The sequence below is a fragment of the Duganella sp. SG902 genome (assembly GCF_013376005.1).
GTDB lineage: Bacteria > Pseudomonadota > Gammaproteobacteria > Burkholderiales > Burkholderiaceae_D > Rugamonas.
Window position 1 is genome coordinate 75,034 of the sequence record NZ_JABMJK010000016.1, and the last position, 26,368, is coordinate 101,401.

The window sequence follows — 26,368 nt, forward strand, 5'->3', positions numbered from 1 at the left end:
TGTTGATTGGTGTGCCATGAACGGGCTTGCGGCTCTATAATCAACTTAGCTTGCCGCAGTGCCAACTTGTCTCTTGATAGGAACGCCGATGAATCCAGTGCCCGAGCAGCCCGGCGCGCAGCCGCCCCTGACCGGCCCGCAATGCGAGGCCGGCCTCGCGCTGGCGCTGGCCCATGACCAGTTGCAACTCCAATATCAACCCTTGGTGGACTTGCAAAGCGGCGCCGTGGTCAGCCTGGAGGCGCTGGTGCGCTGGCAACATCCTGAGCGCGGCCTGCTGATGGCGCACGATTTCCTGCCCCAGGCCGCCGCGCACACGGCCGCCATCGGCGACTGGGTGCTGCGCCGCGCGTGCGCCGACCTGCGCAGCTGGCGCCAGGCCGGCCGGCCCCATCTCAAGGTCGCCATCAACGTCGACGCCAGCCAGTTCCTCGACCCCGGGTTCGGCGCCGAGGTGGCGGCCACGCTGGACGAGTACGCCATCTCGCCCGACGCCCTCAGCCTCGAAATCACCGAGACCGCGCTGACCCGCGCCGGCGCCCGCTGCGACCAGCTGCTGGCCGGCTTCAAGCAGCGCGGCCTGTGCCTGACGCTGGACGACTTCGGCACCGGCCACGCCTCGCTCAGCAGCCTGAAGCGCTACCCCTTCGACGCCATCAAGATCGACCGCCACTTCATCCGCGACGTCGCCACCAGCGGCAGCGACGCCGCCATGTCGCGCAGCATCATCGACATGGCGCACCACCTCGGCATGAAGGTGGTGGCCGAGGGGGTGGAGACCGAGGCCCAGTGCGACTTCCTGCGGCGCAATATGTGCGACCAGATCCAGGGCTATTTCTTCGCCGCGCCGATGGCCGCGGCCGCGCTGCAGCAATGGCTGGCCGAGGCGCCGGCGCTGGCGCCGCACCTGCTGCGCATGCACCGGCCGCCGCGCCGCCTGCTGCTGGTCGACGACGAGCCCAACATCGTGGCCGCGCTCAAGCGCCTGCTGCGCGGCGACCACTACCAGATCTACACCGCCAACGACGGCCCGCAGGGGCTGGAGGTGCTGGCGCGCCAGCAGGTCGACGTGATCGTCTCCGACCAGCGCATGCCGGGCATGCTGGGCGCCGACTTCCTGCGCAAGGCGCGCGAGCTGGCGCCCGAGTCGATCCGCATCATGCTGTCCGGCTACACCGAGCTGCAATCGGTGACCGACGCCGTCAACGAGGGCGCGATCTACAAGTTCCTCACCAAGCCGTGGGACGACGAGCAGCTGCGCGGCCACATCGCCGAGGCCTTCCGCGTCAAGGAGAGCGCCGACGACAACCAGCGCCTGCACCTCGAGGTGCGCACCGCCAACCAGGAGCTGGCGGCCGCCAACCGCCGCATGGAGCAGCTGCTGCAGGAGAAGCAGCGCCAGATCAGCCGCGACGAGATCAGCCTGAACGTCGCGCGCGAGGTGCTGCAGCACCTGCCGCTGCCGGTGATCGGCCTGGACGACGCCGGCATGATCGCCTTCATCAACGGCGCCGCCGCCGCCCTGTTCCAGCAGCACGGCGGCCTGCTCGGCAGCGAGGCCGGCAGCGCGCTGCCCGAGTTGTTCGGCGCCGACGGCGCGCCGCCGTCCGGCCGCCACGTGGCGCGCGTCGGCCAGCAGGATTACGCCGTGCACTGCCACCCGATGGGCAGCGCCTCCACCTCGCGCGGCAGCCTGATCACCCTGAGCAGCCAGGAGGCCAGCCATGCATAGCGCCGGCAAGAGCAGCGAGATCGATCTGGAACAGGCGGCCGAGGGCATGACGCTGGCCAGCGCCCTGCTGGACGCCAACGGCAGCGTGCTGCTGCCGCAGGACGCGCCGCTGACGGCGGCGGTGCTGGCCGCGCTGCGCCGGCGCGGGATCGACCGCTGCGTGGTGTGGAGCGAGGAGGACGCGCCCGATCCGGCCGAGCTGGCGCGCCAGCGCGCGTTGCGGCTGCAGCGGCTCGAGCACCTGTTCCGCCACTGCGCCGACGCCGCCGGCAGCCAGGCCCTGCTGGCGCAATTGCGCAACTACCGCCAGGAGCAGGCATGACCGCGGACGACATCATCAAGGCGGTGCGCGACCTGCCCTCGCTGCCGGCGGTGGTCAGCGAGCTGCTGGCCAGCATCGACCAGGAGGACCTCGACACCCACGCGCTGGCCAGCAAGATCACGCTCGACCAGGCGCTCACCGCCAAGACCCTGCGCCTGGCCAACTCCTCGTTCTACGGCATGCCGTCCAAGGTCAACACCATCCACCAGGCGGTGGCGGTGCTGGGCTTCCACAGCATCCGCACGCTGGTCACGGCGTGCGCGGTGACCGGCAGCTTCCCGGCCGCGCCCGCCAGCGGCCTGGACTTCCCGGCGTTCTGGCGCCACGCGGTGGCCAGCGCGGTGTGCGCGCGCGTGCTGGCGCCCTACTGCCGCATCAGCCCCGACACCGCGTTCACCGCCGGCCTGCTGCACGACCTCGGCACGCTGGTGCTGGCCACCCGCTTCCCGACCCAGTACCGGCTGGTCATCGAGCACCAGCGCCAGCACGACTGCCTGAGCGTGACGTCGCAGCGCGCCGTGTTCGGCGTCGACCACGCGGCGGTGGGCGCCGCGCTGGCCGCGCACTGGAAGTTCCCGGCCGCGATCCAGGCCGCCGTGGCCGAGCACCACCAGGATCCGCCGGCCACGGCGCCCGGCACCCAGCTGCCGCTGACCACGCTGATCCACCTGGCCAACGCGCTGGCGCACGCGCTCGACCTGGCCGGGCGCGAGGACGACCAGGCGCCGCCGCTGTCGCTGGCCGCCTGGCAGGCGCTCGACCTGAGCGCCGTGGCCTGCGCGCGCGTGTTCCACGACACCGAACAGATGTACAACGACATGTGCCAGATGCTGCCCCCATGAGCGCCACCTCCGCCTCCGCCCCCGTCCACAGCGAAGTGGCGCTGTCCGAGTTCTTCGACGGCCACCCGGTGGCCACCTTCGCCATCGACGCCCGCCACGTGGTCACCCACTGGAACCGCGCCTGCGAGCACCTGCTGGGCTGGAGCAAGGCCGAGATGATCGGCACCGACCAGCACTGGCAGGCGTTCTACCCGCGCCCGCGGCCGCTGCTGGCGGACCTGATCGTCACCGGCCAGATCGACCAGCTGGGCCTGCACTACGGCGACAAATTCCGCCCGTGCGCGCTGATCCCGGGCGCCTACGAGGCCGAGGACTTCTTCCCCAACCTGGGCGCCGGCGGCCACTGGCTGCACTTCACCGCCGCGCCGCTGCGCGACAGCCGCGGACGCCTGGTGGGGGCGATCGAGACGCTGCGCGACGTCACCGAGCGGCGCGTGGCCGAGAACGCGCTGCGCCGCGCCTACGACAACCTCGAGCACGTGGTCCACAAGCGCACCGCCCAGCTGGCCGAGATGAACGAGCAGCTGCAGGACGACATCCGCCAGCGCCTGCTGGCCGAGGCCGAGCTGCGCAACCGCAACCTGGAGCTGACCGCGCTCAACGACCAGCTCTCGCGCGCCCAGCAGCAGCTGGTGCAGTCCGACAAGCTGGCCTCGATCGGCCAGCTGGCGGCCGGCGTGGCGCACGAGATCAACAACCCGGTCGGCTACATCTTCTCCAACTTCAGCACCCTGCAGGGCTACCTGGCGCAGCTGTTCGAGATGCTGGACGCCTACCAGCGCGCCGAGCCGGCGCTGGAGGCGGCCGCGCCGGCGGTGGCCGCCGCGCTGCGCGCGCGGCGCGAGCAGATCGACCTCGACTACCTGCGCGAGGACGTGCCGGCGCTCATGGTCGAGTCGCGCGAGGGCATCGTGCGGGTGCGCCACATCGTGCAGGACCTGAAGGATTTCTCGCGCGTGGACGCCAACCAGGAATGGGTGTGGGCCAATCTGCACCGCGGCATCGACTCCACGCTGAACATCGTCAGCAACGAGGTCAAGTACAAGGCCGAGGTGGTCAAGGAATACGGCGCGATACCCGACATCCAGTGCCTGCCGCTGCAGATCAACCAGGTGGTGATGAACCTGGTGGTCAACGCCGCCCACGCCATCGGCGCCGAGCGCGGCCGCATCACGCTGCGCACCGGCAGCGCGCGCGAGGACGAGGTCTGGCTCGAGGTGGAGGACAACGGCAGCGGCATTCCGCCCGACACGCTGGCGCGCATCTTCGACCCCTTCTTCACCACCAAGGCGGTCGGCCAGGGCACCGGGCTGGGCCTGTCGCTGGCGTACGGCATCGTGCGCAAGCACGGGGGCCGCATCGAGGTCGACAGCACCCCCGGCGCGGGCAGCCGCTTCCGCGTGCACCTGCCGGTGCGCCAGTCCGACACCCCCGCCCCGGAGGACGCATGAACACCGCGCTGGACCAACCGCCGGCCGCCGCGCCGGACGCCACCGCCAACGCCGCCACCGTGCTGTGCGTGGACGACGAGCCCAACATCCTGAGCGCGCTGCGCCGCCTGTTGCGGCCGGCCGGCTACCGCGTGCTGCTGGCCGAGAGCGGCGCCGCCGGGCTGGAGGTGCTGGCGCGCGAGGCGGTCGACCTGGTGATCTCCGACATGCGCATGCCGGAGATGAACGGCGCCCAGTTCCTGGCCCAGGTGCGCCAGCGCTGGCCCGACACCATGCGCCTGCTGCTGACCGGCTACTCCGACATCCAGTCGATCCAGGACGCCATCAACGGCGGCGAGATCTACCGCTACATCACCAAGCCGTGGGAGGATGGCGACATCCTGCTGGTGGTGCGCCACGCGCTCGAGCGGCGCCAGCTGGAGCAGGACAAGCGCCGGCTGGAGGCGCTGACCCTGCGCCAGAACGCCGAGCTGAAGGCCCTCAACCAGTCGCTCGAGGCCAAGGTCGAGGAGCGCACGCGCCAGCTGCGCGCCGAGCACGAGGCCACGGTGGCCGCCAACGCCAAGCTCAAGCAGAACTTCGTCACCACCATCAAGATCTTCTCCAGCATGATCGAGCTGCGCGCGCACAACCAGCCCGGCCACGCGCGCCTGGTGGCCGACCTGGCGCGCAAGATGGCCGCCGCGCTGGGGCTGGAGGGCCGCGAGGCGCAGGACGTGTTCATCGCCGCCCTGCTGCACGACATCGGCAAGATCGGCTTCAGCGACGAGCTGCTGATGACGCCGCTGACCCTGCTGCGCGGCGACGCGCTGGCGCAGTTCCGCAAGCACCCGGCGCGCGCCGCCGAACTGTTGATGCCGCTGGAGGACATGCGCGGCAGCGCCGCCATCCTGCGCAGCCAGCTCGAGCGCTTCGACGGCAACGGCTTCCCGGACGGCCTGGCCGGGCTGGCGATTCCGCTGGGCGCGCGCATCCTGGCGCTGGCCGCCGACTACTACAACCTGCAGCAGGGCGGCATGGTGCAGCGCCACCTGCGCGCCGACGAGGCCAAGTCGCTGATCCTGGACGCCGGCGGCAAGCGCTACGATCCCAACGTGGTGGCGGCGTTCCGCCAGGTGATCGACGGCGACGCCCTCGACAGCGGCGCCGGGGTCGAGGTGCTGTCCGGCGAGCTGCTGCCGGGCATGGTGCTGGCGCGCGACCTGGTCAGCCGCGACGGCCTGATGCTGCTGGCGGTCGACCACGTGCTGGACGCGCGCATGATCCAGCAGGTGCAGGACTTCGAAACCAAGAGCGGCGGCCGGCTGTCGATCTGGGTGCGCAATCCGCGGGAGGGAGAATGAGCGCGATCTTGCTGATCGATGACGACGCCCACGTGCTGGCCGCGCTGGAACGCGCGCTGCGCCAGATGCTGCGCGAGGCGCCGCCCGAGATCGAGGCCTACGCCGACCCGTTCGCCGCGCTGGCGCGCATCTGCGAGCGCGAGTTCGACCTGGTGATCTGCGACTACATGATGCCGCAGATCAGCGGCGGCGAGCTGCTGCGCGTGCTCAAGGACGTGGCGCCGCACACCGTGCGCATCATGCTGAGCGCCTCCACCGAGTATGGCACGGTGGTCAGCGCCATCAACGAGGCGGGCGCGTTCCGCTTCATGAGCAAGCCGTGGGACGCCACCGAGCTGGAGCAGAACGTGCGGCTGGCGCTGGCGCTGCGCGCCGGCCAGCAGGCGCCGCCCACACCGCAGGAGCAGGAGGCGCGGCGGCTGGAGGCCGAGGAGCCGGGCCTGCTGCAGGTCAGGCGCGACGCCGACGGCTCGGTCATCCTGTAGCGGCGCGAGCTAAGCCTGGGCCGGGGCCGCGCCGGGCGGCTTGACCGGCAGGTGCACGGTGAAGCGCGTGCCCTGCCCGAGCTCCGAGGCCACCTCGATGCGGCCACCATGGCGGTTGACGATGCCGTACGACAGCGACAGCCCGAGGCCGGTGCCGCTGCCGACCGGCTTGGTGGTGAAGAAGGGCTCGAAGATGCGGTTCAGGTTTTCCGGCGCGATGCCGACGCCGTTGTCGCCGATCTCGACCCACACCCAGTGGTCGCGCGGACCGCCGGGGCCGGCCTCGAGGCCGGTGCGGATGGTGATCACGCCCTGCTCGCGCATGGCGTGGGCGGCGTTCACCAGCAGGTTCATGAACACCTGGTTGAGCTGCGAGGCCAGGCAGGTCACCGGCGGCAGCACGCCATACTGCTTGTCGACCCGGGCCTTGTACTTGATCTCGTTGCTGACGATGTTGAGCGTGCTGTCCAGCCCGCGATGGAGGTCGGCCACCTGCCACTCGGTCTCGCCCACGTGCGAGAAATCCTTGAGCGCCTGCACGATGTCCTTGACGCGCTTGAGGCCGTCCATCGACTCGCGCACCAGGTCGGTCACGTCCTCCTTGAGGAATTCCAGGTCGGCCTGCTCGCGCAGCGCCGCCAGCTTGGCCGCCAGCGGCGGATGCGGCGCGGCCGCCTGCTCGTATTGCTCGATCACGCCGAGCAGCGTGCCGACATATTTCTGCAGCGAGCCCATGTTCGAATTCACGAAGCCGACCGGGTTGTTGATCTCGTGCGCGATGCCGGCCGCCAGCTGGCCGATCGACGCCATCTTTTCCGATTGCAGCAGCTGCTCGTGGGCGTTGCGCAGCTCGGCGATCAGCTTTTGCTGCTCCACGCCCTTGGCCTGCAAATCCTCCTCCATGCGCTTGCGCTCGGTGATGTCGGTCAGCGAGCCGATCACCTCCAGCGGCGCGCCGTGCTCGTCGCGGATCAGTCGCAGCGTGTCGTGCATCCACAGGTAGCTGCCGTCGTGGATGCGGAAGCGGTATTCGTAGGCGCGCTGGCCCTCGGTGAACACCAGCGCCAGGCTGGAGAAGATGTTGGGCGCGTCCTCGGGGTGGATGTGGTCGAACCAGAAGTTGGGGTCGGCCACCATTTGCTCGGGACGGTAGCCGAGCACGTTGTAGGCGTTGTTGCTGACGAAGGTCATCTTGAAGTCGCCGCTGGGCACGGTGCAGTAGATGATGGCCGGGGTATTGTCGACCAGGTACTGCAGGCGCACCAACGGCGACGCCGCGTGGGCGGCGGGCGGCGGCGCGGCGGCGCTGGTGGAAAGAGAATCGAACTCCTCGAATTGCATATCGGTAGCCTCGCTGTGGCTGCTCCACCGATTATGCCTGAGTTTTTCCCGATGCCGCGCTCGCCGCGCGAGTTTACCAGCCAGTGACGTAAGCGTACGACGGCGGCTCCGGCGGCGGTGGCGGCGGCGCCATCCATTCGCGCGGATCGACCCGGTAATACTTGAGGAATTCGGCGTACAGCTCGGCGTGGTGCTCGGCCATCTGGTAGGGTTTCTCGAAGAAGGTCTCGGTGGCCACGGCAAAGAATTCGGCCGGATTGGTGGCGCCGTAGGGATCCATCACCGTGTGCTGGCGGTACATGGCGTTCATGCGCAGGTTCTGGTAGTCGCGCGACAGCACTTCCGACCACTCGCGGTAGCTGGCCGGGTTGCCGAGGTAGGGCGCGCCGTTGGCGCGGCCCGATTCGCTGTCGAGCTGGTGCGCGAACTCGTGCAGCACCACGTTGTGGCCGTCGGTCCAGTCGGCCGCGCCGCGCCGCACGTTATCCCACGACAGCACCACGCGGCCGTCGTCCCACGACTCGCCCAGCATGCTCTGGCGGCCCGGCGTGACCACCCCGCCCGGCCCCACCTCGGCGCGCCGCGCCACGAATTCGCTCGGATAGACCAGGATGGTGTGCAGCGCCGGATACACCTTGCTGGGGCGGTTGAGCAGCAGCAGGCAGGCCTGGCCGGCGATGGTGACGGCCATCTCGTCGCTCACCTCCAGCCCCTCGCAGCCGACGAACTTCTTCTGATGCAGGAATTGCACCACCATGCGCCGCAGCTGCCGCTGCAGATCCGGGCTCATGCGTTGATAGACGGGGATGTTGCGCCGCAGGATGGCCTCCGCCTCGGGCGGCAACGGCCGGGCCAGCACGCGCCGCAAGCGCCAGCGCGGATACAGAAAAGGCGCTGCAATCAGCAGCGCCGTCAGGCCTATCCAGATCAAAGCTTCCATGTGCCGCCGTCCGTGTCATGTCGTGACGGAATAGTTGGGGTTGCATGTTTGCATTTCAATACGCAAACATCATACCCCGGCGGCCGGCGGGAAGCTCGCGCCGCTTATTCGGCTTTTTGCTGCGACTCCGGGCTGCCGAACAGGGCCGCCACCAGCGGATCGCGCATCACCGGGCCGCGGTTGACGCGGATGGCGTAGTGGGTGTCGTCGGCCAGGATGTGGAAGTGGCGGCCGCTGCCGGCCATGGCTTGCTCGCGCAGGCCCGGACGTTCCTTGCGCGGCGGCGCGCCTTCGCGTTTCGGCTGGGCGATGGCGGCCAGGAAGGCGGCGATGCGCTCCGGGTCGGGCGTCAGCTGGTAGACCGCCTTGCCCAGATAGGTGGCGGTGCCCTCGACGTAGCGCGCCAGCTCGATCACGCCGGCCTCGCGCAGGTCGCGGATGTATTTGCGGGCGCCGGACGGCGAAAACTTCAGGAACCAGGCGATTTCATCGGCCAGCATTTCGTGCTGGCTCAGCTCCGCGATCAGCTTTTGCATGTTTTCAATGCGGCGCAGCGTGGCCGAGGTCGAACGCACGCGCTCGATCGAGGCCATCGACAAACCCGGCTTGCGGTCCAGCGGCGCCGGGGTCGAACGGTCCATCAGCGTCAAGCGGGCCGTGGTGGATTGCATTTCCGGCGAGGCTTTCATCTCGTTCTGGACCATGGTTTGTTGTTTGCTGACTGCGTGCATGGGATCACTCCTTAAATTGATGCCTGATGTGGTGTGCGTTAGGCCTAAGAATGCCCGTTTGCCCCGTCCCGGTCTGTGCGGCAACGAACATTATTGAAAGATCTTTAACCTTAAGCTGGGACAAATGCCGGACGATTAAGTTTCGAGAAATGTAAAAAATTTGATACAGCTCAAAGTTTTGTGCGGTAGCGAACGGTGAGCGCGCACCAACTTCCCTAATCTTCGGTCCAACAGCGATACGACAACATTGCTGGCAGTGAAACTTTTTCGTTACCAATCGGGAGCTCACCTGTGAATAAATCCAAGAAGATTGCCCTCGCCGCCGCAGCCCTGTGTGCGTCGTTCTCCGCCATGGCCCAAGATCCGGTCATCAACCCCTCGTGGTACATCCAGCCCAGCGTCAACGGCGTCAAGCCCGACTCCGACTTCGGCGTGGACAAACGCGGCTATGGCGCCGGCCTGAAGTTCGGCAAAGCCGTCAATGAAAACTGGGACATCCAGACCGGCTACACCTACGCCCGCTCGCGGGAAAACAACCAGCGCTACCAGCAGGAAACGCTGGGCGTGGACGGCCTGTACATGTTCTCGCGCAAGAGCTTCCGGCCCTTCATCCTGGTCGGCGTCGGCGCCGAGCGCGACAAGGTGAACCTGCTCGGCGATGTCGAGCGCAAGAAAACCTCGCCCTACCTGAGCGCTGGCATCGGCTTCCAGGCCGACCTGAGCGAGCGCGTGGCGCTGCAGGCCGACATCCGCAACGTGCACGGCTTCATCCGTGGCGATGAGTTCCCCAACAGCAAGAGCAATAACTATTACGCAACGGTGGGCCTGAACATCGCGTTCAGCGCGCCGCCACGCCCGGCGCCACCGGCGCCGCCGCCAGCGCCGGTGGTGCAGGAACCGCCGCCACCGCCGCCAGCCCCGCCAGCGCCGCCGCCACCACCGCCGGCGCGCTTCGAGAAGGTGACCATGTCGGCCACCGAGCTGTTCGCGTTCAATAGCGCCAAGCTCAACCCGAACCAGCCCAAACTGGACGAGATCGCCAACGTGCTCAACGCCAACAGCGGCATCAGCGACGTCACCATCAGCGGTTACGCCGACCGCCTCGGCAGCGACAAGTACAACCTGAAGCTGTCCGAACGCCGCGCCAACGCGGTCAAGGACTACCTGGTGAGCAAGGGCGTGGCCGCCAACCGCCTGACCGCCGTCGGCAAGGGCGAGTCCAACCCCGTGGTCGAGTGCAACGACAAGAAGCGCGCCGACCTGATCAAGTGCCTGGAGCCTAACCGCCGCGTCGAGGTGGAGCAGATCACCATCGAGCGCCGCGTGCAGTAAGGCGCCGGCGTCCCGGCAATCCCGCACCCTGTGCGGCCAGGGCCGGATCCCACGCGGGGTCCGGCCCCTTTTTCATTTTGGGGCAGCCATGAAACCAGCCAGCTTATTCCAGGTGCTCAAATGCACCGTCCTCGAATGGTTCGAACACCGCGGCGGCAGCATGGGCGCGGCGCTGGCGTTCTACACCCTGTTCTCGCTGGCGCCCATCCTGGTGCTGGTGCTGGCCATCGCCGGCTGGTTCTACGGCCCGCAGGCGGCCCAGGGGGAATTGTTCGCCCAGCTGCGCGGCCTGGTCGGCCCGCAGGGCGCGGAGGCCATCCAGCTGGTGCTGGCGGGCGCGCGCAACAAGGAGGAAGGCCGGCTGGCGACGCTGGTGGCGGGCGGCCTGCTGCTGTTCGGCGCCACCACCGTGTTCGCCGAGCTCAAGGACAGCCTCGACGCCATCTGGCAGGTGCCGCCGCTCACCCACGGCACCGTGTGGAACGTTGTGCGCACCCGCCTGCTCTCGTTCGGCATGATCCTGGTGCTGGCCTTCCTGCTGATGGTGTCGCTGGTGGTCAGCGCCGCGCTGACGCTGCTGGAGAAATACTGGGGCGGCCTGTGGAACGAGGCCGGCCTGGTGTTGACGGTGCTGAACGCGGCGATCAGCTTCCTGGTGATCGCCGCGCTGTTCGGCGTGATCTTCAAGATGCTGCCGCGCGTCAAGCTGTCCTGGCATGACGTCAGCATCGGCGCGCTCGGCACCGCCGCCCTGTTCACGCTGGGGAAATATGCGATCGGCGCCTACATCGGCAACAGCGGCGTGGCCAGCAGCTTCGGCGCGGCCGGCTCGCTGATCGCGCTGCTGCTGTGGGTGTACTACTCGGCGCAGATCTTCTTCCTCGGCGCCGAGTTCGCGCGCCAGTACGCGCTGCAGCTGGGCAGCCTGCGCCACAGCTCACTCGCCCAGTAGCTCGGCCACCACCCCCATCCCCTCCACCCGCTCGGCCACCACCTTGACGATCACCGTCAGCGGCACGCCCAGCAACAGGCCCCACACGCCCCACAACCAGCCCCAGAACAGCAGGCTGACGAACACCGCCGCCGCGTTCATGCGGGCGAAGCGGCCGGTCATCCAGGTCGCCACCACGGTGCCGATCAGGGTGGCGATGGCCAGCGAGGCGCCCATCACCAGCAGGCTCATTTGCAGCGATTCGAATTGCAGGAAGGCCACCACGCCGGTCGCCACCATGATCAGCAGCGGCCCGAAGTAAGGCATCAGGTGCAGCAGCCCGGCCACGATGGCCCAGGCGCCGGCGTTCTCCAGCCCGACCCAGCGCAGCGCGACCCACATCAGCAGCGCCAGCGCGGCGTTGGTCACCAGCAGCATCAGCATGTATTTCTGGATCGAGCTGTTGATGTCCTCGAGGATGTGCACGGTGATGCGCTTCTTGGTCAGCGACGGCCCGGTCAGCTTGACCAGCTTGCGCTTGAAGGTGTCGCCCGACAGCAGCAGGAAGAACACCAGGAAGATCACCATGGTGGCCTGGCTCAGGAAGCCGACCACGCCCATCGAGCCGGCCCAGATCCAGTTCATCACCGGGAACGCCTCCGACGGCGGCGACGGCGTGGCGCGGCGCGCGGCGCGCCGTTCCTGGGCGCCGGCGGTGGCTTGCTGCAGCTCGGCCGCCACGTCCTGGATGCGCTGCAGGGCGCTGGGGCCGCCGCTGTGCAGGCGCTCCGACAGCAGGCGCGACAGCTTGTGGCCGGCGGTCGGCAGTTCATCGACGATGGATTGGAATTCGCCCTGCACCTTGTCGATCACCAGCGCCGAGCCGCCCAGGATGGCGGCCGTCACCAGCGTGGCGCCGACCAGGCGCGGAATGCGCAGGCGTTCCAGCCAGCACACCAGCGGACTCAGGGTGTAAGTGATGAGGATGCCCAGCACCAGCGGCACCAGGAAATTGCGGGACCACTGCAGCGCGTACAGAAACGCCACCGTGGCGATCACGCCCAGCGCCAGGCCGCGCGCGTGGACATGCAAGGGCATACGAGGAGCATCCAGATCCTCTGCGGGCTGGTTCATGTTGGCTCACAAGAATTGCCGGCGCGTCCATGCGCGCCGGCGGGGCTGCGGAGATACCGGTACTTGATTACTTGACGTGGATGTCGTTTTTCACGGCGGTCACGCCTTTCACGCCGCGGGCGATTTCGCCGGCCTTGGCGATGTCCTCGGGCTGGGCCACGAAGCCGCTCAGCTGCACGGTGCCCTTGAAGGTTTCCACGTTGATCTCGGTCGATTTCAGGGTCGGCTCGTTGAAGATGCTGGCCTTGACCTTGGTGGTGATGACGGAATCGTCGACATATTCGCCGGTGCCTTCCTTGGTCGAGGTCGATGCGCAGCCGGTCATGGCGCCCAGCAGCGACACGGTGAACAGGGCAGTAGCGATTTTATGTGCGATTTTCATGGCGATTCTCCTTGGAGTAATGGGAACAATGAGTTTGTCAGCCAGCGGGACGTCTTGCCGTCTCTGCTACCGATGTCGCCATTAAACGCCGCTTCACCGCGCTTCTCTGTTCGGTAGCGTACAAAAATCGCCACGCGCCGCATCGTGCGTAATCGCACAGACCCGGCGGCGTGGGCTGTCTATGCTGGCATCACACTTTTCCAGGAGGACAATATGAAACGCTCAACTACGATTGCCGCCGCGGTCTTCGCCGGCGTTGCCGTATTGAGCGGCTGCGCCAGCGACCGCCAGCAGCCGCAACAGATCGGCTATATCAGCAATGACGCTGCCACCTACGGCACCATCGATTCGATCCAGGTGACCCAGGCCCGCGGCAGCTCCGGCGTGGGCGCCGTCACCGGCGGCCTGATCGGCGGCCTGCTCGGCAACCAGGTCGGTTCCGGCAGCGGCCGCACGGCGGCCACCGTGGCCGGCGCCGTCGGCGGCGCGGTGGTCGGCAACAACGTCGAGAACAACCGCAACGCCGGCAAGCAGGAATACCAGATCAGCGTGCGCATGGACAACGGCGACTACCGCATCGTCCAGCAGGACAGCATTTACGATCTGCGCGTGGGCAACCGCGTGCGCCTGATCGACGGCCGTCTGTACCGCTACTAACAACCTAGGAGAATGCCATGGGCACCATTATTCTGATCATTCTGGTTCTGGCGCTGATCGGCGCGCTGCCGACCTGGCCGCACAGCCGCAACTGGGGCTATGCGCCCAGCGGCATCACGGGCCTGATCGTCGTGATCCTGCTGATTATGCTGCTCACTGGCAGGCTATGACAACCAGGAGAACATCATGCTTCGTCACATCGTCACCGGCGTGATGATGGCGTGCACGGCGCTGGCCGTGCACGCGCAGGACACCACGCCACCGCAGAATGTCCAGCAACAACACCAGGAAATCGCCAAGGGCGAGCCGACGCGCTGGTCGCGGCCGGACACCACCCGGGCCGCGCAGGAACGCACGCTGCGCAAGGAAATCGGCGCCGCGCTGGCCGAGGCCAGGCAGGCCTGCAACAAGGGGCCGGCGAGCGAACGCGGCGCCTGCCTGAAGGACGCGCAGGCCACCTATCAACACGATCTGGCCAACGTGCCGCAATTGCTGGCGCAAAGCCAGCAGACGCAAAGCCAGCAAAGCCAATAAGCAAGCCCCACCAACAACAAGGCCGCTTCTGGAAGCGGCCTTGTTTCACTCGTCCTGCAGCGGCGCGCTCTTGCGCCTGAATAGCCAGGCCACGCCGGCCCCGGCCACCACGGCCAGCGCCAGCGCCGGCTTGATCAGGCGCTTGCGCGCGATGAACGAGCCGACGGTCAGCGCGTACGGCATCAGCGACTTGAAATTAATGCCGCTCAGGCCGCCCGGCTGCAGCAGGCCGCCCAGGCGCGCCTGCGCCAGCCCGACCGCGTGGTCGACCGCGCCATGCAGCAGCGCGTCCGGCTGCAGCGCCTGCGCCACCAGCGCCTTCGCGTGCACCACCTTGATGCGGTACAGCTCGCCCTCGCGTATCAGTCTTTGCTTTTCGGCCGCCAACGCGGCCGGATCCTCGTGCTTGCTCATCTGCCACTCCTCATACCAGCATGTCGCGGTCGGACTTAAGCTCGGCCATGGTGGCCGGCAGCGACAACTGTCCGCTCTTCAGCATGGCGCGCGCGTACAGGATCAGGCCGATGGCCACCAGCAGGAACACCGCCGTGATGATCGGCAGGATCAGCCAGCCGATCGCGGCCCACGCCAGGTAGACCACGGTGACCGTGGCGTACACCAGCGCGAAACCGCCCAGCAGCACCGCCAGCGCGAACACCAGCACCAGCTTGAGCAGATGGTCGCGCACCCCCGCCAGCTCCAGCGCGGCCAGTTCCAGCCGGTTGAGCAACAGGCCGACCGCGTTGCGGGCCACCAGGCCCAGCGACGCGATCAGGCCCGGCGGACGATTAGCTTCGTCTTGGGACACGGTGGCTTACTTGCGGCCGATGATGACGCCGATCAGCAGGCCGACGCCGGCCGCCACCGCGATCGAACGCCAAGGGTTCTCCTTGACGTACTCGTCGGCGTGCTTGGCGGCCTCCTTGGTGGCGGCCACGGCGCTGACCTGGGCCTCGTGGGCCTTGGCCAGCGCGGTGTCCAGCGCGCGCATGCCGCGGCCGCGCAGTTCCTCGGCCTTTTCACCGGTCAGCGCGGTGGCGGCGGTGAACAAGGCCTGGGCATCCTTAACCAGAGTTTTCACGTCGTTATTCACGGTACTGATGTTTTGTTCCAGCATGATGAAGCTCCTGTTGTGGTTGTTGATGTGAAAACTGTACAGCAAATGGGCTCACGCCGCCTTCCCGTGTTCGTCAAGCAGATCACGCATATCGTCGGCGTGTTCTTCTTCCACCGCCATGATCTTGATCAAGAGTTGGCGCGTGGTCGGATCGCTGTCGCCGATTTTGGCGATCATTTGCCGGTACGACTCGATGGCCACGCGCTCGGCGATCAGGTTGGCGCGCACCATCGATTGTACGTCTTCTGACGCATCATACTCGGCATGGCTGCGTGCGAGCAATGTTGCCGGATTGAAATCGGGATCGCCGTTCAGCTGGACGATGCGCTCGGCCAGCCAGTCGGCGTGTTCCTGCTCCTCCTGCGCGTGCTCGAGGAACTCGGCCTTGATGCCGGCGTTCTCGCGTCCGGACACCGTGTAGTAATGGCGCTTGTAGCGCATGATGCACACCAGCTCGGTGGCCAGCGCCTCGTTGAGCATTTGCACGACGGCGCGCCGGTCGCCCTGGTAGCCGGCCGTCACCGGCCCGTCCTCCAGGTTGCGGGCGGCGGCGCGGATGGCTTCGACATCAATGCCGGTTGGGGTAGATTCAGCCATGGGGTGTTCCTTCCTCGTTGATGAAAAATTAGCGGCGGTTGGCGATCGGGGCGCCGTTTTGCGACAGCACGATCTCCACCCGGCGGTTCAACTGACGGCTGCCGGCGTCGGCGTTGCTGGCCACGGGATAGGCCTCGCCGTAGCCGCGCGTGCCGATCTTACCGGGCGGCACGCCCAGGCCGATCAGGGCGCTGCGCACCGATTCGGCGCGGCGCTGCGACAGTTCCAGGTTGTGCGAGGCGGTGCCGGTGCTGTCGGTAAAGCCTTCGACCAGCACCACGCTTTGCGGTTCCTGCATCAGCACGTCGGCCACCTTTTGCGCGGTGCGCATGCCTTCGGCGCTGAGCTCGGCGCGGTCGACGTTGAACAGCACGTCGCTGAGGGTGATCACGATGCCGCGCTCGGTCTGCTTGGCCTGCAGGTCGGCCAGCTGCTGCTGCAGGGCGGCGTTCTTGGCCGCCTCGTCGCGCGCCGAATTGGCGGCCGCCTCGGCCTGCAGGCGGGCGGCGTCGGCGTCGGCCTTGGCCTGCTCGGCCTGCGACTTGGCGCGCTCGGCGCTCACGCGGGCGTTGTTGGCCTCGGCGGTGCGCGCCTGCAGCCGGATCTCGTCGCGCTGGCGGGCCGCGTTGGCCACGTCGGCCTCGGCCTGCTTGGCCTTGGCCACCTCCTGCGCGGTGGCGATCTTCTGCTTGGCGATGTAGGCCAGCTTGTCGATCTCGTTCAGGCTTTCCTTCTGGGCGGCGGCGGCGTTGGCGCGATCGAGCGCGTCGGCGGCGGCCTTGAATTCCAGCGGCGCGTTGGCGGCCACCGACGGGTTGCCCTGGGCGGCGCTGAAGTCGCTGCGCGCCTGGTCCAGCTGGGTCGTGGTGGTGGGGGTGGTGCTGCAGGCCGCGAACAGCATCGAGACGGCGAACGCGGTGGGCAGCAGGGCGAGTTTTTTCATGATGGGCTCCCTTGATCTTATTGCTGGCTGGTGGCGTTGGCGCGCTGCAGCTCCTCGCGCAGCAGGCGGATGTTTTGTTGCAGCTCGTCGGCGGCGCTGGTGGCCTTGGCCGAGGTGGCCTTGCTTTGCGCCAGTTGCGCGTCGGCCGAGGCCTGGGTGGCCAGGTCCTGCGCGGTCTTGTAGTCACGCGCGGCCAGCGCTTGGTTGGCGCGCATCAGTTTGTCCCGCGCCGACTGCATCTCGGCCGGCGCCAGCTCGGCGGCGCCGGCGCTGGTGGCGGACGCCACGGCGGCGCGCGAGACCGCCACGTCGGCGGTGGCCGGGGCCTTGTCGCTGGCGCAACCGCCCAGGCCGAACAGCACGGCCATGCCGCACAACATTTGCCATTGGGTGTTCATGGTCATCATTATTATTCTCCTCAAAATGTTTGGGATGAGCGTATTTATAAGCCCATGGCTGTCCAGCATCAGTACGGTGACGCACAAAAACGGAATGTGTAAAATGATGCAACTATCACTTTCCGCCGCTCCGCCTCATGCCCCTACCCCGCCGTACCCGCATCGCCCTTGCCGTCAGCGCCGTGGCGCTGACCCTGCCCGTGGCCGCCGTCGTCGCGCTCAGCCAGTACGACTGGAACCGCGCGCGCCCCTGGCTCAACGACAGGATCAGCGCCGCGATCGAGCGCCCGTTCGCCATCCGCGGCGAGGTGACGCTGGCGTGGCGCCAGCAGGGCCGCTGGCTGCCGCTGCCGCACCTCGTGGCCAGGGACGTGCGCATCGGCAATCCGCGAGGCATGAGCGCGCCGGCCGAGATGGTCAGCGTCGACCAGTTCGCGTTCGCCATCGAGCCGCTGCCGCTGCTGCGCCGGCGCATCGAGATCCCCGAGCTGCGCTTCGACAACCCGGCCCTGCTGCTGCAGCGCGACGCCGACGGCCGCAACAACTGGACCTTCAAGCGCGACGACCAGCCGTCGGCCTGGACGCTGGACGTGCACAGCGTGGTGTTCTCCAAGGGCACGGTGCGCTACATCGACGCCATGACCCACGTCGACGCCAGCGCCCAGGTCGACACCATCGACGACGCCCGCTACGGCGTGGCCTGGCAGCTGCGCGGCAAGTGGAACCAGCAGGACGTGAGCGGCGCCGGCAAGGCCGGCGCGGTGCTGTCGCTGCAGCGGCAGAGCACGCCCTTCCCGCTCGCGGCCAGCCTCAACGTTGGCGGCACCAGCATCAGCTTCGAGGGCACGCTGACCAAGCCGGCCGCGCTGGCGGCGCTGGACATGCGGCTCAAGCTGTCCGGCCCCAGCATGGCGCGGCTGTACGGCCTGACCGGCGTGCTGCTGCCGGAGACGCCGCCATTCGCCACCGAGGGCCACCTCACCGGCAACCTCGGCGCCAACGCCAGCCACTGGATCTACGAGCGCTTCACCGGCAAGGTCGGCCAGAGCGACATCGGCGGCAAGCTGGACTTCAAGACCGGCCAGCCGCGCCCGCTGCTGAGCGGCAGCGTGCAGTCGCAGCTGCTGCAGGTGTCGGACCTGGGACCGCTGATCGGCGCCGACTCCAAGGCCAGCAAGGAGGCGCGCGGCGCCGAGACGGTCCAGCCCGGCAACCGGGTGCTGCCGGTGGAAACCTTCCGCACCGAGCGCTGGACCGCGATCGACGCCGACGTCAACTTCAAGGCCGCGCGCATCACGCGCAACCAGGACCTGCCGATCCACAACCTCGACACGCAGATCCACATGAAGGACGGCGTGCTGGCGCTGACGCCGCTCAACTTCGACATCGCCGGCGGCCGCTTCAACTCCACCGTGATGCTCGACGGCAGCGGCAAGATCAATCCGCACGCCATCCGCGCCGAGCTGAAGGCCGACGCGCGCCACCTGCAGCTCAAGCAGCTGTTCCCGGCCATCGAGGGCATGCAGGCCACCGTGGGCGAGGTCAACGCCGACGTCTCGCTGTCAGCCAGCGGTAACTCGGTGGCCAGCCTGCTGGGCGCGTCCAATGGCGAGCTCAAGGGCGTGGTCAACCAGGGCAGCGTCAGCAAGCTGATGCTGGAGGCCATGGGCCTGAACATCGGCAGCGTGGTGCTGACCAAGCTGGCGGGCGACCAGCAGGTCAAGCTCAACTGCATGGTGACCGACTTCGCCGTCACCAACGGCCTGATGAGGTCGCGCCTGTTCGTGGTCGACACCGCCGACGCCCGCATCGACATCGGCGGCACAGTCAACCTCGCCGACGAGCGGCTCGACCTGACCGTGCGGCCGGACGCCAAGAGCATGCGCGTGATCTCGCTGCGCGCGCCGATCTATGTGCGCGGCACCTTCAAGCAGCCCGACATCAGCGTCGACAAGGGCACGCTGGCCTTGCGCGCCGGCGGCGCGCTGGCGCTGGCGGTGGTGGCGCCGGTGGCCGCCATCGTGCCGCTGGTCAGCACCGGCCCCGGCGAGACCGGCGGCTGCCAGGCCCTGACGGCGCGCTGATGGCCCTCTATGTGTGGTGGCGAACGGAAGCGCGCGGACCGATTCGGTAGCCTGTGACCATCGGTGATGGCGCAATACCGCGCCTAGCCTGCCAGAGGAGAACATCATGAACAACATCAAGCGAGTTGCAGCAACCGCCGCCGTGCTGGCGGCCACCCTGGGCCTGAGCGCCTGCGCCAACATGTCGGCCCAGGATAAGAACACCGCGATTGGCGCCGGCGTCGGCGCCGTGGCCGGCTCGGTCCTGACCGGCGGCAGCGCGGTCGGCACCGTCGGCGGCGCGGCCGTGGGCGGCGTGATCGGCAACCAGGTGCAAAAACCGCCGCGTTAAATCACCACCAACCCAAGCAACGTCATTCCGGCGCAAGCCGGAATCCATGCTGAGCCAAGCGCCAGCGTTCCATGGATTCCGGCCTGCGCCGGAATGACGTTGTCACTTCTCCTTGAACAAATCGTAGCAGTGGCAGGAGACCGACTCCAGCCCGGCGGCGTCGAGAATCTCGATATTGCCGCGGCTGTAGGTGATCAGCTTCTGCTGCTGCAGCGCGCTGGCCGCCTTGGTGACGCCCACGCGGCGCACGCCCAGCGCGTGGGCCAGGAACTCGTGGGTCAGATGGAATTTATCGGACTGCAGACGGTCACGCGTGATCAGCAGCGAGCGCGCCAGCCGCGCCTCCAGCACGTGGAAGCGGCTGCACACGGCGATCTGGATCGCCTGCGCCAGCATGGTGTCGGTGTAGCGGTGCAGCAGGCGCTGCAGCGATTCCATGCGATGGAACTCGGTCACGAAGTCGCCGGCCGCCATGCGGTACACGCGCCCCGAGCGCTGCACCACCGCGCGCACCTGGGCCTGCTCGTGCCCCAGCACCACCGAGGCGCCCAGCATGCCCTCGCGCCCCAGCGAGCCGACCTCCAGCGTCATGCGCCCCTCGGCCACCCCCAGCAGCGAGATCAGGCAATCGATGGGGAAATACACGTAGCGCATCTCCTTGCCCGGCTCGGACAGCAGCTGGCCGTTCTCGACCCGCACCGTCTCGCAGCGCTCCGCCAGCTGCAGCTGGTCGTCGTCCGGCAGGCTCGCCAGCAGGCGGTTGTTCGCCAGCCGTGGCGGCACGCGGTCGGGGTCGGTGGAGGGTGAAGTCGTGGTATGCATGGAACCAGCGTAAAGGCAATATTTTGCTCTGTATGTACGGTGACGCACGGAAGGATTAGATGTCCTGCAGGAAAATGTATGCCTCAATAAATAACAAAGGACATCTCATGGACACCCCAAACAAACCAGCCACCCACCCGATCATGGTCATCGCCGCCGTGGCGGTGGTGCTGTTCTGCGGCGTCGGCAGCGCCGCCATCCTGGGCTGGCTGCCGACCTCGAACGCCACCGTGCCGGAGAAAGTCAGCGGCATGCCACCGGCGTCGGAACAAGCGCCGCCAGCCGCCTACGCCAACGCCGCGCCGCCGCCGGCGCCAAGCCAAGCGCTGGCCCAGCAAGGCCCGGGCCAACAAGCTGAACAGGAAGGCCGCCAGGCGCCGTGCGCCAACTGCGGCGTGGTCGAGTCGGTGCGCGCGATCGAGCACCGTCCGCAAAGCAGCGGCGTGGGCGCGGTGGGCGGCGCGGTGCTGGGCGGCCTGCTCGGCAACCAGGTCGGCAGCGGCCACGGCCGCCAGCTGGCGACCGTGGCCGGCGCGGTGGGCGGCGCGGTGGCCGGCAACCAGATCGAGGGCAATATGAAAACCACCCACACCTGGGACATCGTGGTGCGCATGGACAACGGCAACAAACGCACCTTCCACCAGTCGTCGCAACCGTCGTGGCGCTCGGGCGATTCGGTGCGCGTGGTGAAAGGCCAGTTGCGTCCGCTCGACTAAGGGCCAAGGTACGGCAGCGTACAGAATTCACGACGGCAAGGCCCGATAATCATTTCAACACAACCTGAGGAGATAATCATGCTTTACACCATCGCTGTAGTGCTGCTCATCCTGTGGCTGCTGGGTCTGGTAACTTCCTACACCATCGGCGGTTTCATCCACATTCTGCTGGTGGTCGCCATCATCATGGTGCTGCTGCGCCTGATTAGCGGACGCGGCGTGTAGCGGCCTTCCCCGCCTTCGATTAAGCGGCGCCTGGTTCAACCGGCGCCGTTTTCGTTTATGCTCGTGTTTTTGGGAGGTTCCATGAAACGTCTTTTGCTTACGCTGGCGATGGCGGCCGCCGCCCACGCCGCCGCCCAAACGTCCATCAAGCCCGGCTTGTGGGAATTGAATAACAAGGTCAGGACCGGCAACGCCCAGACCGACCAGGCCGTGAGCGCGGCGCTGTCCCAGCTGGCGGCGCTGCCGCCGGCCCAGCGCGCGCAGATGGAGGCGATGATGGCGCAGAACGGCATCTCCATGCCCAAGGCGGGCGGTGACGGCGGCCTCACGCTGACCGCCTGCGTCACGCCTGAGATGGCCGCGCGCAAGGAATTGCCGCTCAATCAGCAAGGCAAGTGCACCTCGACCCAGCAGCCGGTGGCGGGCGGCATGAACGTGTCCTTCACCTGCACCAATCCGGCCTCCAGCGGCACCGGCCAGATCCGCTTCAATGGCGACCAGGCCTACACCATGACCATGAACGTCATCAACAACAGCGGCGCGGGCCCGCAAAACGCCACGGTGGAGTCGACCGGGCGCTGGCTCGGCGACACCTGCCCGGCCCGGCCGAAGTGATCAGAAAGCGTGCTTGAAGCCGACGTTGACGGCGCGATCGCTGCCGCCGCCCATGGGGCCGGTGCGATGCTGGATGGTGGCGAACGACGCGTACACATTGCTGCGGCGCGAGAACGCATAGCTGGCGCCAACCGCGAACTGGGTGGCGTCGCGGTCGGCCAGACCGCGGTCGTCCTTCTTGATGTAGGAGGCGAGGAAGGTGGTGGCGCCGCGCGGCACCGCCACGCCCACCAGCACGTCGCGGCTGTTGGTGGACGGATAGCGCAGCGCCACCGCGCCGTAGGGATTGGTTTCATCCCACTGCATGCCGGCGTCGCCCCGGCTGAGGCCGTAGGCGGCGTAGCCGATGAAGCGGCCGAAGTCGACATTGGCCACCACCAGCGAATTGCGCGCCGACTGGTCGACCGGCGGCGTGGTGCCGGTGGCGTCCAGCATGTTCTCCTTGCGCTGGTGCGTGATGCTCAGACTGACCCGGCCCTTTTCATAGCCCAGCGTGGCGCTGTAGGCGCGGTTGACCCAGGTGTTGAACGGCGCCTCGCCCACGTTGTACGTCAGCGAACCGACGAAGCCGCTGCGTGAACGCGGCGACTTGAATTTCATCGAGCTGTCGTAGCGTTTGTTGATGCCGACCTCGGTGTCGTCCACCAGGTTGTACTGGCGGCCGGTGGTCACCATGCCGAACGGACTGTCGAGCAAATCCAGCAGCTCGCGGTCCGACAACTGCACACCCGGCGCCTTGGGATCGAGCGCACGGTACACCTCGGTCTGCGCTATCGCAGCCAGGGGTGCAATCAGGGCAAGGGTGGCAAGTGCGGTTTTCATGATGGCTTCAGTGTAGGCCCGCGCCGTAAGGCCTTCTGTGCGCATGATCACGCACCGGTCAGATTGCGCAACGGAAATCTATGTACGCCAGCGTACATACAAGCCGGGCGGCGCTGGCTATACTCGCCGCATGTTAGAAATCCTCGAAAAAATCGACGCGGAAAGCAGCGACATCGGCCTGATGGTCGCGCTGTTCGACACCCTCCGCCCCCAGCGCGCCAGCGACGGCGCCCGCGCCACCGCCAACGTGCGCACCTTGTGTCAACTGTTGAAAGGCAATCCCGCGCACGCCGTGGCCCTGCGCGGTTACGCACGCACGCTGATCGCCGCGCGCCGCCACGCCAGCCTGTACACCGAGATCGGCGTGCTGTCGAACGACGGCTTCTTCTCCGAGCTGCGCACGCGCATCGCCTACCGCATCCTGCCGCCCGCGCTGGGCAACGACTACCTGAGCGAAGCGCTGGACCAGATCGTCTACAAGCGCACCGACTACCTGTGGATGGCCGCCGTGCCGGCCGAAGACTGGCTGGCGCTGTGCGACGTGGTCTGCAAGGCCGAGCAGCGCGCCGACGCGCCGCGCGAGCCCAACCTGATGCTGCCCGGCCTGCTGGACGCGCTGCGCACCCTGTCCTACCGCGTGTGCGCCATCGGCCTGGAGCCGCGCCTGACCAATTTCCACACCGAGATGGAAACCTACGAATCGCCGTTCATGGTGCAGAACTTCGAGCTCAACGCCTGGCTCGACGCCTATCAGCGCAGGCTGGCCGGCGAGGACGTGGCGCTGGAGGACAGCCGCCACCTGCTGGTGATGCTGGACCAGTGCGACGGCGTGATCGCCAGGATCCGCAAGAAAGCGCTGAGCCAGGGCACCAGTATCGCCCTCACCTACCTGCTGGTGTCGCTGACGCAAAGCCTGGACCGCATGCGCAAGCTGCTGTGGCTGGTCGACCGCCAGCACGACGGCGACCGCCGCCACGCGGCGGTGGCGCTGGGACTGGAGCTGGTGGAGGCGCACAACAACAAATACATGGTGCGCGACCTGCTGCGCGACAACGTCGACCTGCTGGCGCGCAACGTCACCGAGAACGCCAGCCACACCGGCGAGCACTACGTGGCCGACAGCCGCAAGGAGCTGCGCGCCATGTTCGTGTCGTCGGCCGGCGCCGGGCTGGTGATCGGCTTCATGGCGCTGTTCAAGATCCTGCTGTCCTACCTGCGCGCGGCGCCGCTGGTGGAAGCCTTCCTGTTCAGCATGAACTACTCGCTGGGCTTCGTGTTCATCCACCTGCTGCACTTCACGGTGGCGACCAAGCAGCCGGCCATGACCGCCTCGCGCATCGCCTCCGGCCTGCACTCCAGGGACGGCCGCAACATCGACATCGACAGCATGGCCGAGCTGTGCGCCAAGGTGATCCGCACGCAAAACATGGCGGTGCTGGGCAACCTGGCGGTGTGCATCCCGACCGCGTGGCTGATCGCGATGGCGTGGCCGTGGCTGACCGGCCACCACCTGGTGTCGCCGGAGAAAGCCATGCACCTGCTGCACGACATCGACCCGATCCACGCGCCCACGCTGATCTACGCGGCCATCGCCGGCGTCTGCCTGTTCGTGGCCGGGCTGATCTCGGGCTACTACGACAACAAGGCGCTGTACACGCGCTGGGCGCAACGCATCTCGCAGCTGCGCGGCCTGGGCTGGCTGCTGGGCCAGGAACGGCTGGACCGGCTGGGCGTCTACCTGGAGAACAATCTGGGCGGGCTGATGGGGAATTTCTGCTTCGGCATCCTGCTCGGCGTGATGCCGTTCATCGGCTTCGTGCTGGGGGTGCCGCTGGACATCCGGCACGTGACGTTCTCGTCCGCCAACTTTGCGACAGCGATTGTTGGACTCGATCACAATGTCAGCTGGGAACTGGTTGTGACCTCGGTGGCAGGTTTCCTTTCCATAGGGACAGTCAACCTGCTGGTCAGCTTTGGTCTCGCCCTGTGGGTGGCGCTGCGTTCGCGCAACGTCCATTTCAAGCATGGCTGGCTGCTGCTCAAGGCGCTGGGCCGCCAGTTCCGGCAGGGGCCGGTCGCGTTCTTCTTCGGGCCGAAAGACGATAACCAACTCATCGAAAAGGTCGACAAATGAAATCGGTGCACATGCGCTTCTGGCTCCCTGTCCTGCTGATGTGCTGGGGTTTGCTGGGCGCCTGTGCCTCGTTGCCGAATGTGACCGGGCTGAACGAAAAGATCGACGCGCCGGCCGCGCCCACCGTCAAGGGCCCGAACGGCGAACTGAGCGACGCGCGCACCAAGGCCCTGCTGGCCAAGCGCTGGTCCAAGGGCACGCTCGACCTGCAACAGCAGGCGGCGCTGGAGGAGGCGGCCACCGGCGTACCCCTCATCGCCGGCAACAAATGCACCCTGCTGTTCGACGGCCCGCAAACCATGTCGGAGATGCTGAAGGCGATCGCGGCCGCGCGCAATCACATCAACCTCGAGACCTATATCTTCGACCAGGACGAGCTGGGCCTGAAGTTTGCCGACGCGCTGATCGAGAAGCAGCAGCAAGGCGTGACCGTCAATATCCTGTACGACAGCGTCGGCACCATCGGCGTGCCGGCCGAGTTCTTCGCGCGCATGCGCAAGGCCGGCATCCGCCTGATCGAATTCAATCCGGTCAATCCCGCCAAGGTCAGCGGCGACGGCTGGAAGCTTAACAACCGCGACCACCGCAAGGTGCTGATCGTCGACGGCAAGGTGGCGTTCACCGGCGGCATCAACATCAGCGCGACCTACGCCAAGAGCTCGCTGTTCCGCTCGTCCTCCAAGCCGACCGACAAGTCGCAGGTGGGCTGGCGCGACACCCACATCAAGGTCGAGGGGCCGGCGGTGCAGGCGTTCCAGTGGCTGTTCGTGCGCCAGTGGGCCTCGCAGGACAAGGACGACTTGCCCGAGGCCGACTACTTCCCCAAGCCGGTGATCGCCGGTGACAAGGTGGTGCGCGTGCTCGGCAGCGAGCCGGGCGGCAAGTTTGAGATCTACAAGGCGTACGCGCTGGCGATCCAGGAAGCGAAGAAGTCCATCCACATCACCTCGGCCTACTTCGTGCCCGACCGCCAGACCGTGGACGCGCTGATCGCGGCGGCCAGGCGCGGCGTGGACGTCAAGATCGTGCTGCCGGGCGTGTCCGACAGCGGGCTGGTGTTCTATGCAGGCCACGCGTTCTACGACGATTTGCTGTCGGCCGGCGTGAAGATCTACCAGCTCAAGCTGGCCGTGCTGCACGCCAAGACCGCCGTTATCGATGGCGCCTGGTCGACGGTCGGCTCGACCAACATCGACACCCGCAGCTTCCTGCACAACAGCGAGATCAACGTGATCGTCATGGGCGAGGCGTTCGGGGTGGAGATGGAAAAGGCGTTCCAGGAGGACATCAAGGATTCCAACGTCATCACGCTGGAGCAATGGCGCGACCGGCCGCTGGTCAACCGCATGAAGGAATGGGCGGCGTGCTTCATGAACTACTGGCTCTGACCGGTCGTTCCGGCGAAAG

Annotated in this window: 31 protein-coding genes; 18 read left to right on the forward strand and 13 right to left on the reverse strand. The window is 67.3% G+C overall.

Going from position 1 to position 26,368, the window contains the following annotated elements; all coding sequences use genetic code 11:
- Positions 1 to 88: 88 nt before the first annotated feature.
- From FHW83_RS25385 to FHW83_RS25410, 6 genes are read left to right on the forward strand one after another with little or no spacing between them, the layout of a single operon-like run.
- Positions 89 to 1,732, forward strand: coding sequence for an EAL domain-containing protein (locus tag FHW83_RS25385; RefSeq protein WP_176649146.1), 1,644 nt, complete (start codon positions 89 to 91; stop codon positions 1,730 to 1,732).
- Positions 1,725 to 2,054, forward strand: a complete 330-nt coding sequence (locus FHW83_RS25390) for a hypothetical protein (RefSeq protein WP_176649147.1) — start codon at positions 1,725 to 1,727, stop codon at positions 2,052 to 2,054. Before FHW83_RS25385 ends, FHW83_RS25390 begins: the two co-directional genes overlap by 8 nt.
- Entirely contained in the window at positions 2,051 to 2,896 is an 846-nt protein-coding gene (locus tag FHW83_RS25395; RefSeq protein ID WP_176649148.1) for an HDOD domain-containing protein, read from the forward strand. Before FHW83_RS25390 ends, FHW83_RS25395 begins: the two co-directional genes overlap by 4 nt.
- Positions 2,893 to 4,347, forward strand: coding sequence for an ATP-binding protein (locus FHW83_RS25400; protein WP_176649149.1), 1,455 nt, complete (start codon positions 2,893 to 2,895; stop codon positions 4,345 to 4,347). Before FHW83_RS25395 ends, FHW83_RS25400 begins: the two co-directional genes overlap by 4 nt.
- Entirely contained in the window at positions 4,344 to 5,690 is a 1,347-nt protein-coding gene (locus FHW83_RS25405) for an HD domain-containing phosphohydrolase (protein WP_176649150.1), read from the forward strand. Before FHW83_RS25400 ends, FHW83_RS25405 begins: the two co-directional genes overlap by 4 nt.
- Positions 5,687 to 6,175 carry a response regulator gene (locus FHW83_RS25410; protein ID WP_176649151.1) on the forward strand — a complete coding sequence of 163 codons (489 nt, stop codon included), beginning with the start codon at positions 5,687 to 5,689 and terminating at the stop codon, positions 6,173 to 6,175. Before FHW83_RS25405 ends, FHW83_RS25410 begins: the two co-directional genes overlap by 4 nt.
- A 9-nt stretch (positions 6,176 to 6,184) precedes the next feature.
- On the opposite strand, the gene FHW83_RS25415 is transcribed toward FHW83_RS25410, so the two are convergent.
- The 3 genes from FHW83_RS25415 to FHW83_RS25425 all read right to left on the reverse strand — a co-directional run bounded on the left by FHW83_RS25415 (position 6,185) and on the right by FHW83_RS25425 (position 9,187).
- Entirely contained in the window at positions 6,185 to 7,516 is a 1,332-nt protein-coding gene (locus FHW83_RS25415) for an ATP-binding protein (RefSeq protein ID WP_176649152.1), read from the reverse strand.
- Positions 7,517 to 7,589: 73 nt separating this feature from the next.
- Positions 7,590 to 8,456 carry a zinc-dependent peptidase gene (locus tag FHW83_RS25420; RefSeq protein ID WP_176649153.1) on the reverse strand — a complete coding sequence of 289 codons (867 nt, stop codon included), beginning with the start codon at positions 8,454 to 8,456 and terminating at the stop codon, positions 7,590 to 7,592.
- A 104-nt stretch (positions 8,457 to 8,560) separates the two neighbouring features.
- Positions 8,561 to 9,187 carry a winged helix-turn-helix domain-containing protein gene (locus FHW83_RS25425; protein ID WP_373997269.1) on the reverse strand — a complete coding sequence of 209 codons (627 nt, stop codon included), beginning with the start codon at positions 9,185 to 9,187 and terminating at the stop codon, positions 8,561 to 8,563.
- 291 nt (positions 9,188 to 9,478) lie between these two features.
- On the opposite strand from FHW83_RS25425, the gene FHW83_RS25430 reads away from it, so the two are divergent.
- Positions 9,479 to 10,519: an OmpA family protein gene (locus FHW83_RS25430; RefSeq protein WP_176649154.1), complete on the forward strand. Its 1,041-nt coding sequence runs from the start codon at positions 9,479 to 9,481 to the stop codon at positions 10,517 to 10,519.
- A gap of 88 nt (positions 10,520 to 10,607) precedes the next feature.
- Positions 10,608 to 11,471, forward strand: a complete 864-nt coding sequence (locus FHW83_RS25435; protein WP_176649155.1) for a YihY/virulence factor BrkB family protein — start codon at positions 10,608 to 10,610, stop codon at positions 11,469 to 11,471.
- On the opposite strand, the gene FHW83_RS25440 is transcribed toward FHW83_RS25435, so the two are convergent.
- Positions 11,457 to 12,584, reverse strand: a complete 1,128-nt coding sequence (locus tag FHW83_RS25440; protein WP_176649156.1) for an AI-2E family transporter — start codon at positions 12,582 to 12,584, stop codon at positions 11,457 to 11,459. The two genes, FHW83_RS25435 and FHW83_RS25440, sit on opposite strands and share 15 nt — an antisense overlap.
- A 67-nt stretch (positions 12,585 to 12,651) precedes the next feature.
- Positions 12,652 to 12,966: a BON domain-containing protein gene (locus tag FHW83_RS25445; RefSeq protein WP_176649157.1), complete on the reverse strand. Its 315-nt coding sequence runs from the start codon at positions 12,964 to 12,966 to the stop codon at positions 12,652 to 12,654.
- A gap of 213 nt (positions 12,967 to 13,179) precedes the next feature.
- On the opposite strand from FHW83_RS25445, the gene FHW83_RS25450 reads away from it, so the two are divergent.
- From FHW83_RS25450 to FHW83_RS25460, 3 genes are read left to right on the forward strand one after another with little or no spacing between them, the layout of a single operon-like run.
- Entirely contained in the window at positions 13,180 to 13,623 is a 444-nt protein-coding gene (locus tag FHW83_RS25450; protein WP_176649158.1) for a glycine zipper 2TM domain-containing protein, read from the forward strand.
- A gap of 17 nt (positions 13,624 to 13,640) precedes the next feature.
- Entirely contained in the window at positions 13,641 to 13,793 is a 153-nt protein-coding gene (locus FHW83_RS25455; RefSeq protein ID WP_090192273.1) for a DUF3309 domain-containing protein, read from the forward strand.
- A 16-nt stretch (positions 13,794 to 13,809) separates the two neighbouring features.
- The gene (locus FHW83_RS25460; RefSeq protein WP_176649159.1) at positions 13,810 to 14,157 is read left to right on the forward strand and encodes a hypothetical protein; all 348 of its coding nucleotides are present in this window, start codon (positions 13,810 to 13,812) and stop codon (positions 14,155 to 14,157) included.
- Positions 14,158 to 14,202: 45 nt separating this feature from the next.
- On the opposite strand, the gene FHW83_RS25465 is transcribed toward FHW83_RS25460, so the two are convergent.
- The 6 genes from FHW83_RS25465 to FHW83_RS25490 are packed head-to-tail and all read right to left on the reverse strand — an operon-like array spanning position 14,203 to position 17,218.
- Positions 14,203 to 14,571: a hypothetical protein gene (locus tag FHW83_RS25465; RefSeq protein ID WP_176649160.1), complete on the reverse strand. Its 369-nt coding sequence runs from the start codon at positions 14,569 to 14,571 to the stop codon at positions 14,203 to 14,205.
- 10 nt (positions 14,572 to 14,581) lie between these two features.
- Entirely contained in the window at positions 14,582 to 14,965 is a 384-nt protein-coding gene (locus FHW83_RS25470; RefSeq protein WP_373997270.1) for a phage holin family protein, read from the reverse strand.
- Positions 14,966 to 14,971: 6 nt separating this feature from the next.
- On the reverse strand, positions 14,972 to 15,274 hold the full coding sequence (locus FHW83_RS25475; protein WP_176649161.1) for a YqjD family protein: 303 nt from the start codon (positions 15,272 to 15,274) through the stop codon (positions 14,972 to 14,974).
- 51 nt (positions 15,275 to 15,325) lie between these two features.
- Complete coding sequence (locus FHW83_RS25480) at positions 15,326 to 15,871, reverse strand: bacterioferritin (protein WP_155466997.1); 546 nt, start codon at positions 15,869 to 15,871, stop codon at positions 15,326 to 15,328.
- A 28-nt stretch (positions 15,872 to 15,899) separates the two neighbouring features.
- Entirely contained in the window at positions 15,900 to 16,814 is a 915-nt protein-coding gene (locus FHW83_RS25485; protein WP_176649162.1) for an OmpA family protein, read from the reverse strand.
- Positions 16,815 to 16,831: 17 nt separating this feature from the next.
- Positions 16,832 to 17,218, reverse strand: a complete 387-nt coding sequence (locus FHW83_RS25490) for a DUF4398 domain-containing protein (protein ID WP_373997271.1) — start codon at positions 17,216 to 17,218, stop codon at positions 16,832 to 16,834.
- A 131-nt stretch (positions 17,219 to 17,349) separates the two neighbouring features.
- Here FHW83_RS25490 and FHW83_RS25495 point away from each other — a divergent pair, with 131 nt between their 5' ends.
- Together FHW83_RS25495 and FHW83_RS25500 are read left to right on the forward strand one after the other, a co-directional pair.
- Positions 17,350 to 19,296, forward strand: coding sequence for an AsmA family protein (locus tag FHW83_RS25495; RefSeq protein WP_176649164.1), 1,947 nt, complete (start codon positions 17,350 to 17,352; stop codon positions 19,294 to 19,296).
- Between the two features lie 106 nt (positions 19,297 to 19,402).
- A complete protein-coding gene (locus FHW83_RS25500) occupies positions 19,403 to 19,627 on the forward strand; it encodes a glycine zipper 2TM domain-containing protein (protein WP_176649165.1) in 225 nt (74 codons plus the stop codon).
- 102 nt (positions 19,628 to 19,729) lie between these two features.
- Here the strand turns inward: FHW83_RS25500 and FHW83_RS25505 are convergent, their stop codons facing one another.
- Complete coding sequence (locus FHW83_RS25505; protein WP_176649166.1) at positions 19,730 to 20,449, reverse strand: Crp/Fnr family transcriptional regulator; 720 nt, start codon at positions 20,447 to 20,449, stop codon at positions 19,730 to 19,732.
- 107 nt (positions 20,450 to 20,556) lie between these two features.
- On the opposite strand from FHW83_RS25505, the gene FHW83_RS25510 reads away from it, so the two are divergent.
- The 3 genes from FHW83_RS25510 to FHW83_RS25520 all read left to right on the forward strand — a co-directional run bounded on the left by FHW83_RS25510 (position 20,557) and on the right by FHW83_RS25520 (position 22,005).
- A complete protein-coding gene (locus FHW83_RS25510; RefSeq protein ID WP_176649167.1) occupies positions 20,557 to 21,165 on the forward strand; it encodes a glycine zipper 2TM domain-containing protein in 609 nt (202 codons plus the stop codon).
- A gap of 78 nt (positions 21,166 to 21,243) precedes the next feature.
- Positions 21,244 to 21,390, forward strand: a complete 147-nt coding sequence (locus tag FHW83_RS25515) for a lmo0937 family membrane protein (protein ID WP_008446864.1) — start codon at positions 21,244 to 21,246, stop codon at positions 21,388 to 21,390.
- 81 nt (positions 21,391 to 21,471) lie between these two features.
- Complete coding sequence (locus FHW83_RS25520; protein ID WP_176649168.1) at positions 21,472 to 22,005, forward strand: DUF3617 domain-containing protein; 534 nt, start codon at positions 21,472 to 21,474, stop codon at positions 22,003 to 22,005.
- Here the strand turns inward: FHW83_RS25520 and FHW83_RS25525 are convergent, their stop codons facing one another.
- Entirely contained in the window at positions 22,006 to 22,827 is an 822-nt protein-coding gene (locus tag FHW83_RS25525) for a porin (protein WP_176649169.1), read from the reverse strand.
- 130 nt (positions 22,828 to 22,957) lie between these two features.
- Here FHW83_RS25525 and FHW83_RS25530 point away from each other — a divergent pair, with 130 nt between their 5' ends.
- Together FHW83_RS25530 and cls are read left to right on the forward strand one after the other, a co-directional pair.
- A complete protein-coding gene (locus tag FHW83_RS25530) occupies positions 22,958 to 24,961 on the forward strand; it encodes a site-specific recombinase (RefSeq protein WP_176649170.1) in 2,004 nt (667 codons plus the stop codon).
- Positions 24,958 to 26,349 (forward strand): cardiolipin synthase, encoded by a 1,392-nt coding sequence (gene cls, locus FHW83_RS25535; RefSeq protein ID WP_176649171.1) that lies wholly within the window; start codon positions 24,958 to 24,960, stop codon positions 26,347 to 26,349. Before FHW83_RS25530 ends, cls begins: the two co-directional genes overlap by 4 nt.
- Positions 26,350 to 26,368 lie beyond the last annotated feature (19 nt).

Bases quoted from the DNA above. Each gene is read 5' to 3' on its own strand.
- FHW83_RS25480 (WP_155466997.1), bottom strand. From the start codon at position 15,871: ATGGCTGAATCTACCCCAACCGGCATTGATGTCGAAGCCATCCGCGCC.
- FHW83_RS25505 (WP_176649166.1), bottom strand. From the start codon at position 20,449: ATGCATACCACGACTTCACCCTCCACCGACCCCGACCGCGTGCCGCCA.
- cls (WP_176649171.1), top strand. From the start codon at position 24,958: ATGAAATCGGTGCACATGCGCTTCTGGCTCCCTGTCCTGCTGATGTGC.
- FHW83_RS25410 (WP_176649151.1), top strand. From the start codon at position 5,687: ATGAGCGCGATCTTGCTGATCGATGACGACGCCCACGTGCTGGCCGCG.
- FHW83_RS25390 (WP_176649147.1), top strand. From the start codon at position 1,725: ATGCATAGCGCCGGCAAGAGCAGCGAGATCGATCTGGAACAGGCGGCC.
- FHW83_RS25405 (WP_176649150.1), top strand. From the start codon at position 4,344: ATGAACACCGCGCTGGACCAACCGCCGGCCGCCGCGCCGGACGCCACC.
- FHW83_RS25455 (WP_090192273.1), top strand. From the start codon at position 13,641: ATGGGCACCATTATTCTGATCATTCTGGTTCTGGCGCTGATCGGCGCG.
- FHW83_RS25395 (WP_176649148.1), top strand. From the start codon at position 2,051: ATGACCGCGGACGACATCATCAAGGCGGTGCGCGACCTGCCCTCGCTG.
- FHW83_RS25445 (WP_176649157.1), bottom strand. From the start codon at position 12,966: ATGAAAATCGCACATAAAATCGCTACTGCCCTGTTCACCGTGTCGCTG.
- FHW83_RS25400 (WP_176649149.1), top strand. From the start codon at position 2,893: ATGAGCGCCACCTCCGCCTCCGCCCCCGTCCACAGCGAAGTGGCGCTG.
- FHW83_RS25525 (WP_176649169.1), bottom strand. From the start codon at position 22,827: ATGAAAACCGCACTTGCCACCCTTGCCCTGATTGCACCCCTGGCTGCG.
- FHW83_RS25440 (WP_176649156.1), bottom strand. From the start codon at position 12,584: ATGAACCAGCCCGCAGAGGATCTGGATGCTCCTCGTATGCCCTTGCAT.
- FHW83_RS25465 (WP_176649160.1), bottom strand. From the start codon at position 14,571: ATGAGCAAGCACGAGGATCCGGCCGCGTTGGCGGCCGAAAAGCAAAGA.
- FHW83_RS25475 (WP_176649161.1), bottom strand. From the start codon at position 15,274: ATGCTGGAACAAAACATCAGTACCGTGAATAACGACGTGAAAACTCTG.
- FHW83_RS25385 (WP_176649146.1), top strand. From the start codon at position 89: ATGAATCCAGTGCCCGAGCAGCCCGGCGCGCAGCCGCCCCTGACCGGC.
- FHW83_RS25450 (WP_176649158.1), top strand. From the start codon at position 13,180: ATGAAACGCTCAACTACGATTGCCGCCGCGGTCTTCGCCGGCGTTGCC.
- FHW83_RS25530 (WP_176649170.1), top strand. From the start codon at position 22,958: ATGTTAGAAATCCTCGAAAAAATCGACGCGGAAAGCAGCGACATCGGC.
- FHW83_RS25435 (WP_176649155.1), top strand. From the start codon at position 10,608: ATGAAACCAGCCAGCTTATTCCAGGTGCTCAAATGCACCGTCCTCGAA.
- FHW83_RS25460 (WP_176649159.1), top strand. From the start codon at position 13,810: ATGCTTCGTCACATCGTCACCGGCGTGATGATGGCGTGCACGGCGCTG.
- FHW83_RS25515 (WP_008446864.1), top strand. From the start codon at position 21,244: ATGCTTTACACCATCGCTGTAGTGCTGCTCATCCTGTGGCTGCTGGGT.
- FHW83_RS25415 (WP_176649152.1), bottom strand. From the start codon at position 7,516: ATGCAATTCGAGGAGTTCGATTCTCTTTCCACCAGCGCCGCCGCGCCG.
- FHW83_RS25425 (WP_373997269.1), bottom strand. From the start codon at position 9,187: ATGCACGCAGTCAGCAAACAACAAACCATGGTCCAGAACGAGATGAAA.
- FHW83_RS25495 (WP_176649164.1), top strand. From the start codon at position 17,350: ATGCCCCTACCCCGCCGTACCCGCATCGCCCTTGCCGTCAGCGCCGTG.
- FHW83_RS25490 (WP_373997271.1), bottom strand. From the start codon at position 17,218: ATGACCATGAACACCCAATGGCAAATGTTGTGCGGCATGGCCGTGCTG.
- FHW83_RS25510 (WP_176649167.1), top strand. From the start codon at position 20,557: ATGGACACCCCAAACAAACCAGCCACCCACCCGATCATGGTCATCGCC.
- FHW83_RS25420 (WP_176649153.1), bottom strand. From the start codon at position 8,456: ATGGAAGCTTTGATCTGGATAGGCCTGACGGCGCTGCTGATTGCAGCG.
- FHW83_RS25500 (WP_176649165.1), top strand. From the start codon at position 19,403: ATGAACAACATCAAGCGAGTTGCAGCAACCGCCGCCGTGCTGGCGGCC.
- FHW83_RS25520 (WP_176649168.1), top strand. From the start codon at position 21,472: ATGAAACGTCTTTTGCTTACGCTGGCGATGGCGGCCGCCGCCCACGCC.
- FHW83_RS25485 (WP_176649162.1), bottom strand. From the start codon at position 16,814: ATGAAAAAACTCGCCCTGCTGCCCACCGCGTTCGCCGTCTCGATGCTG.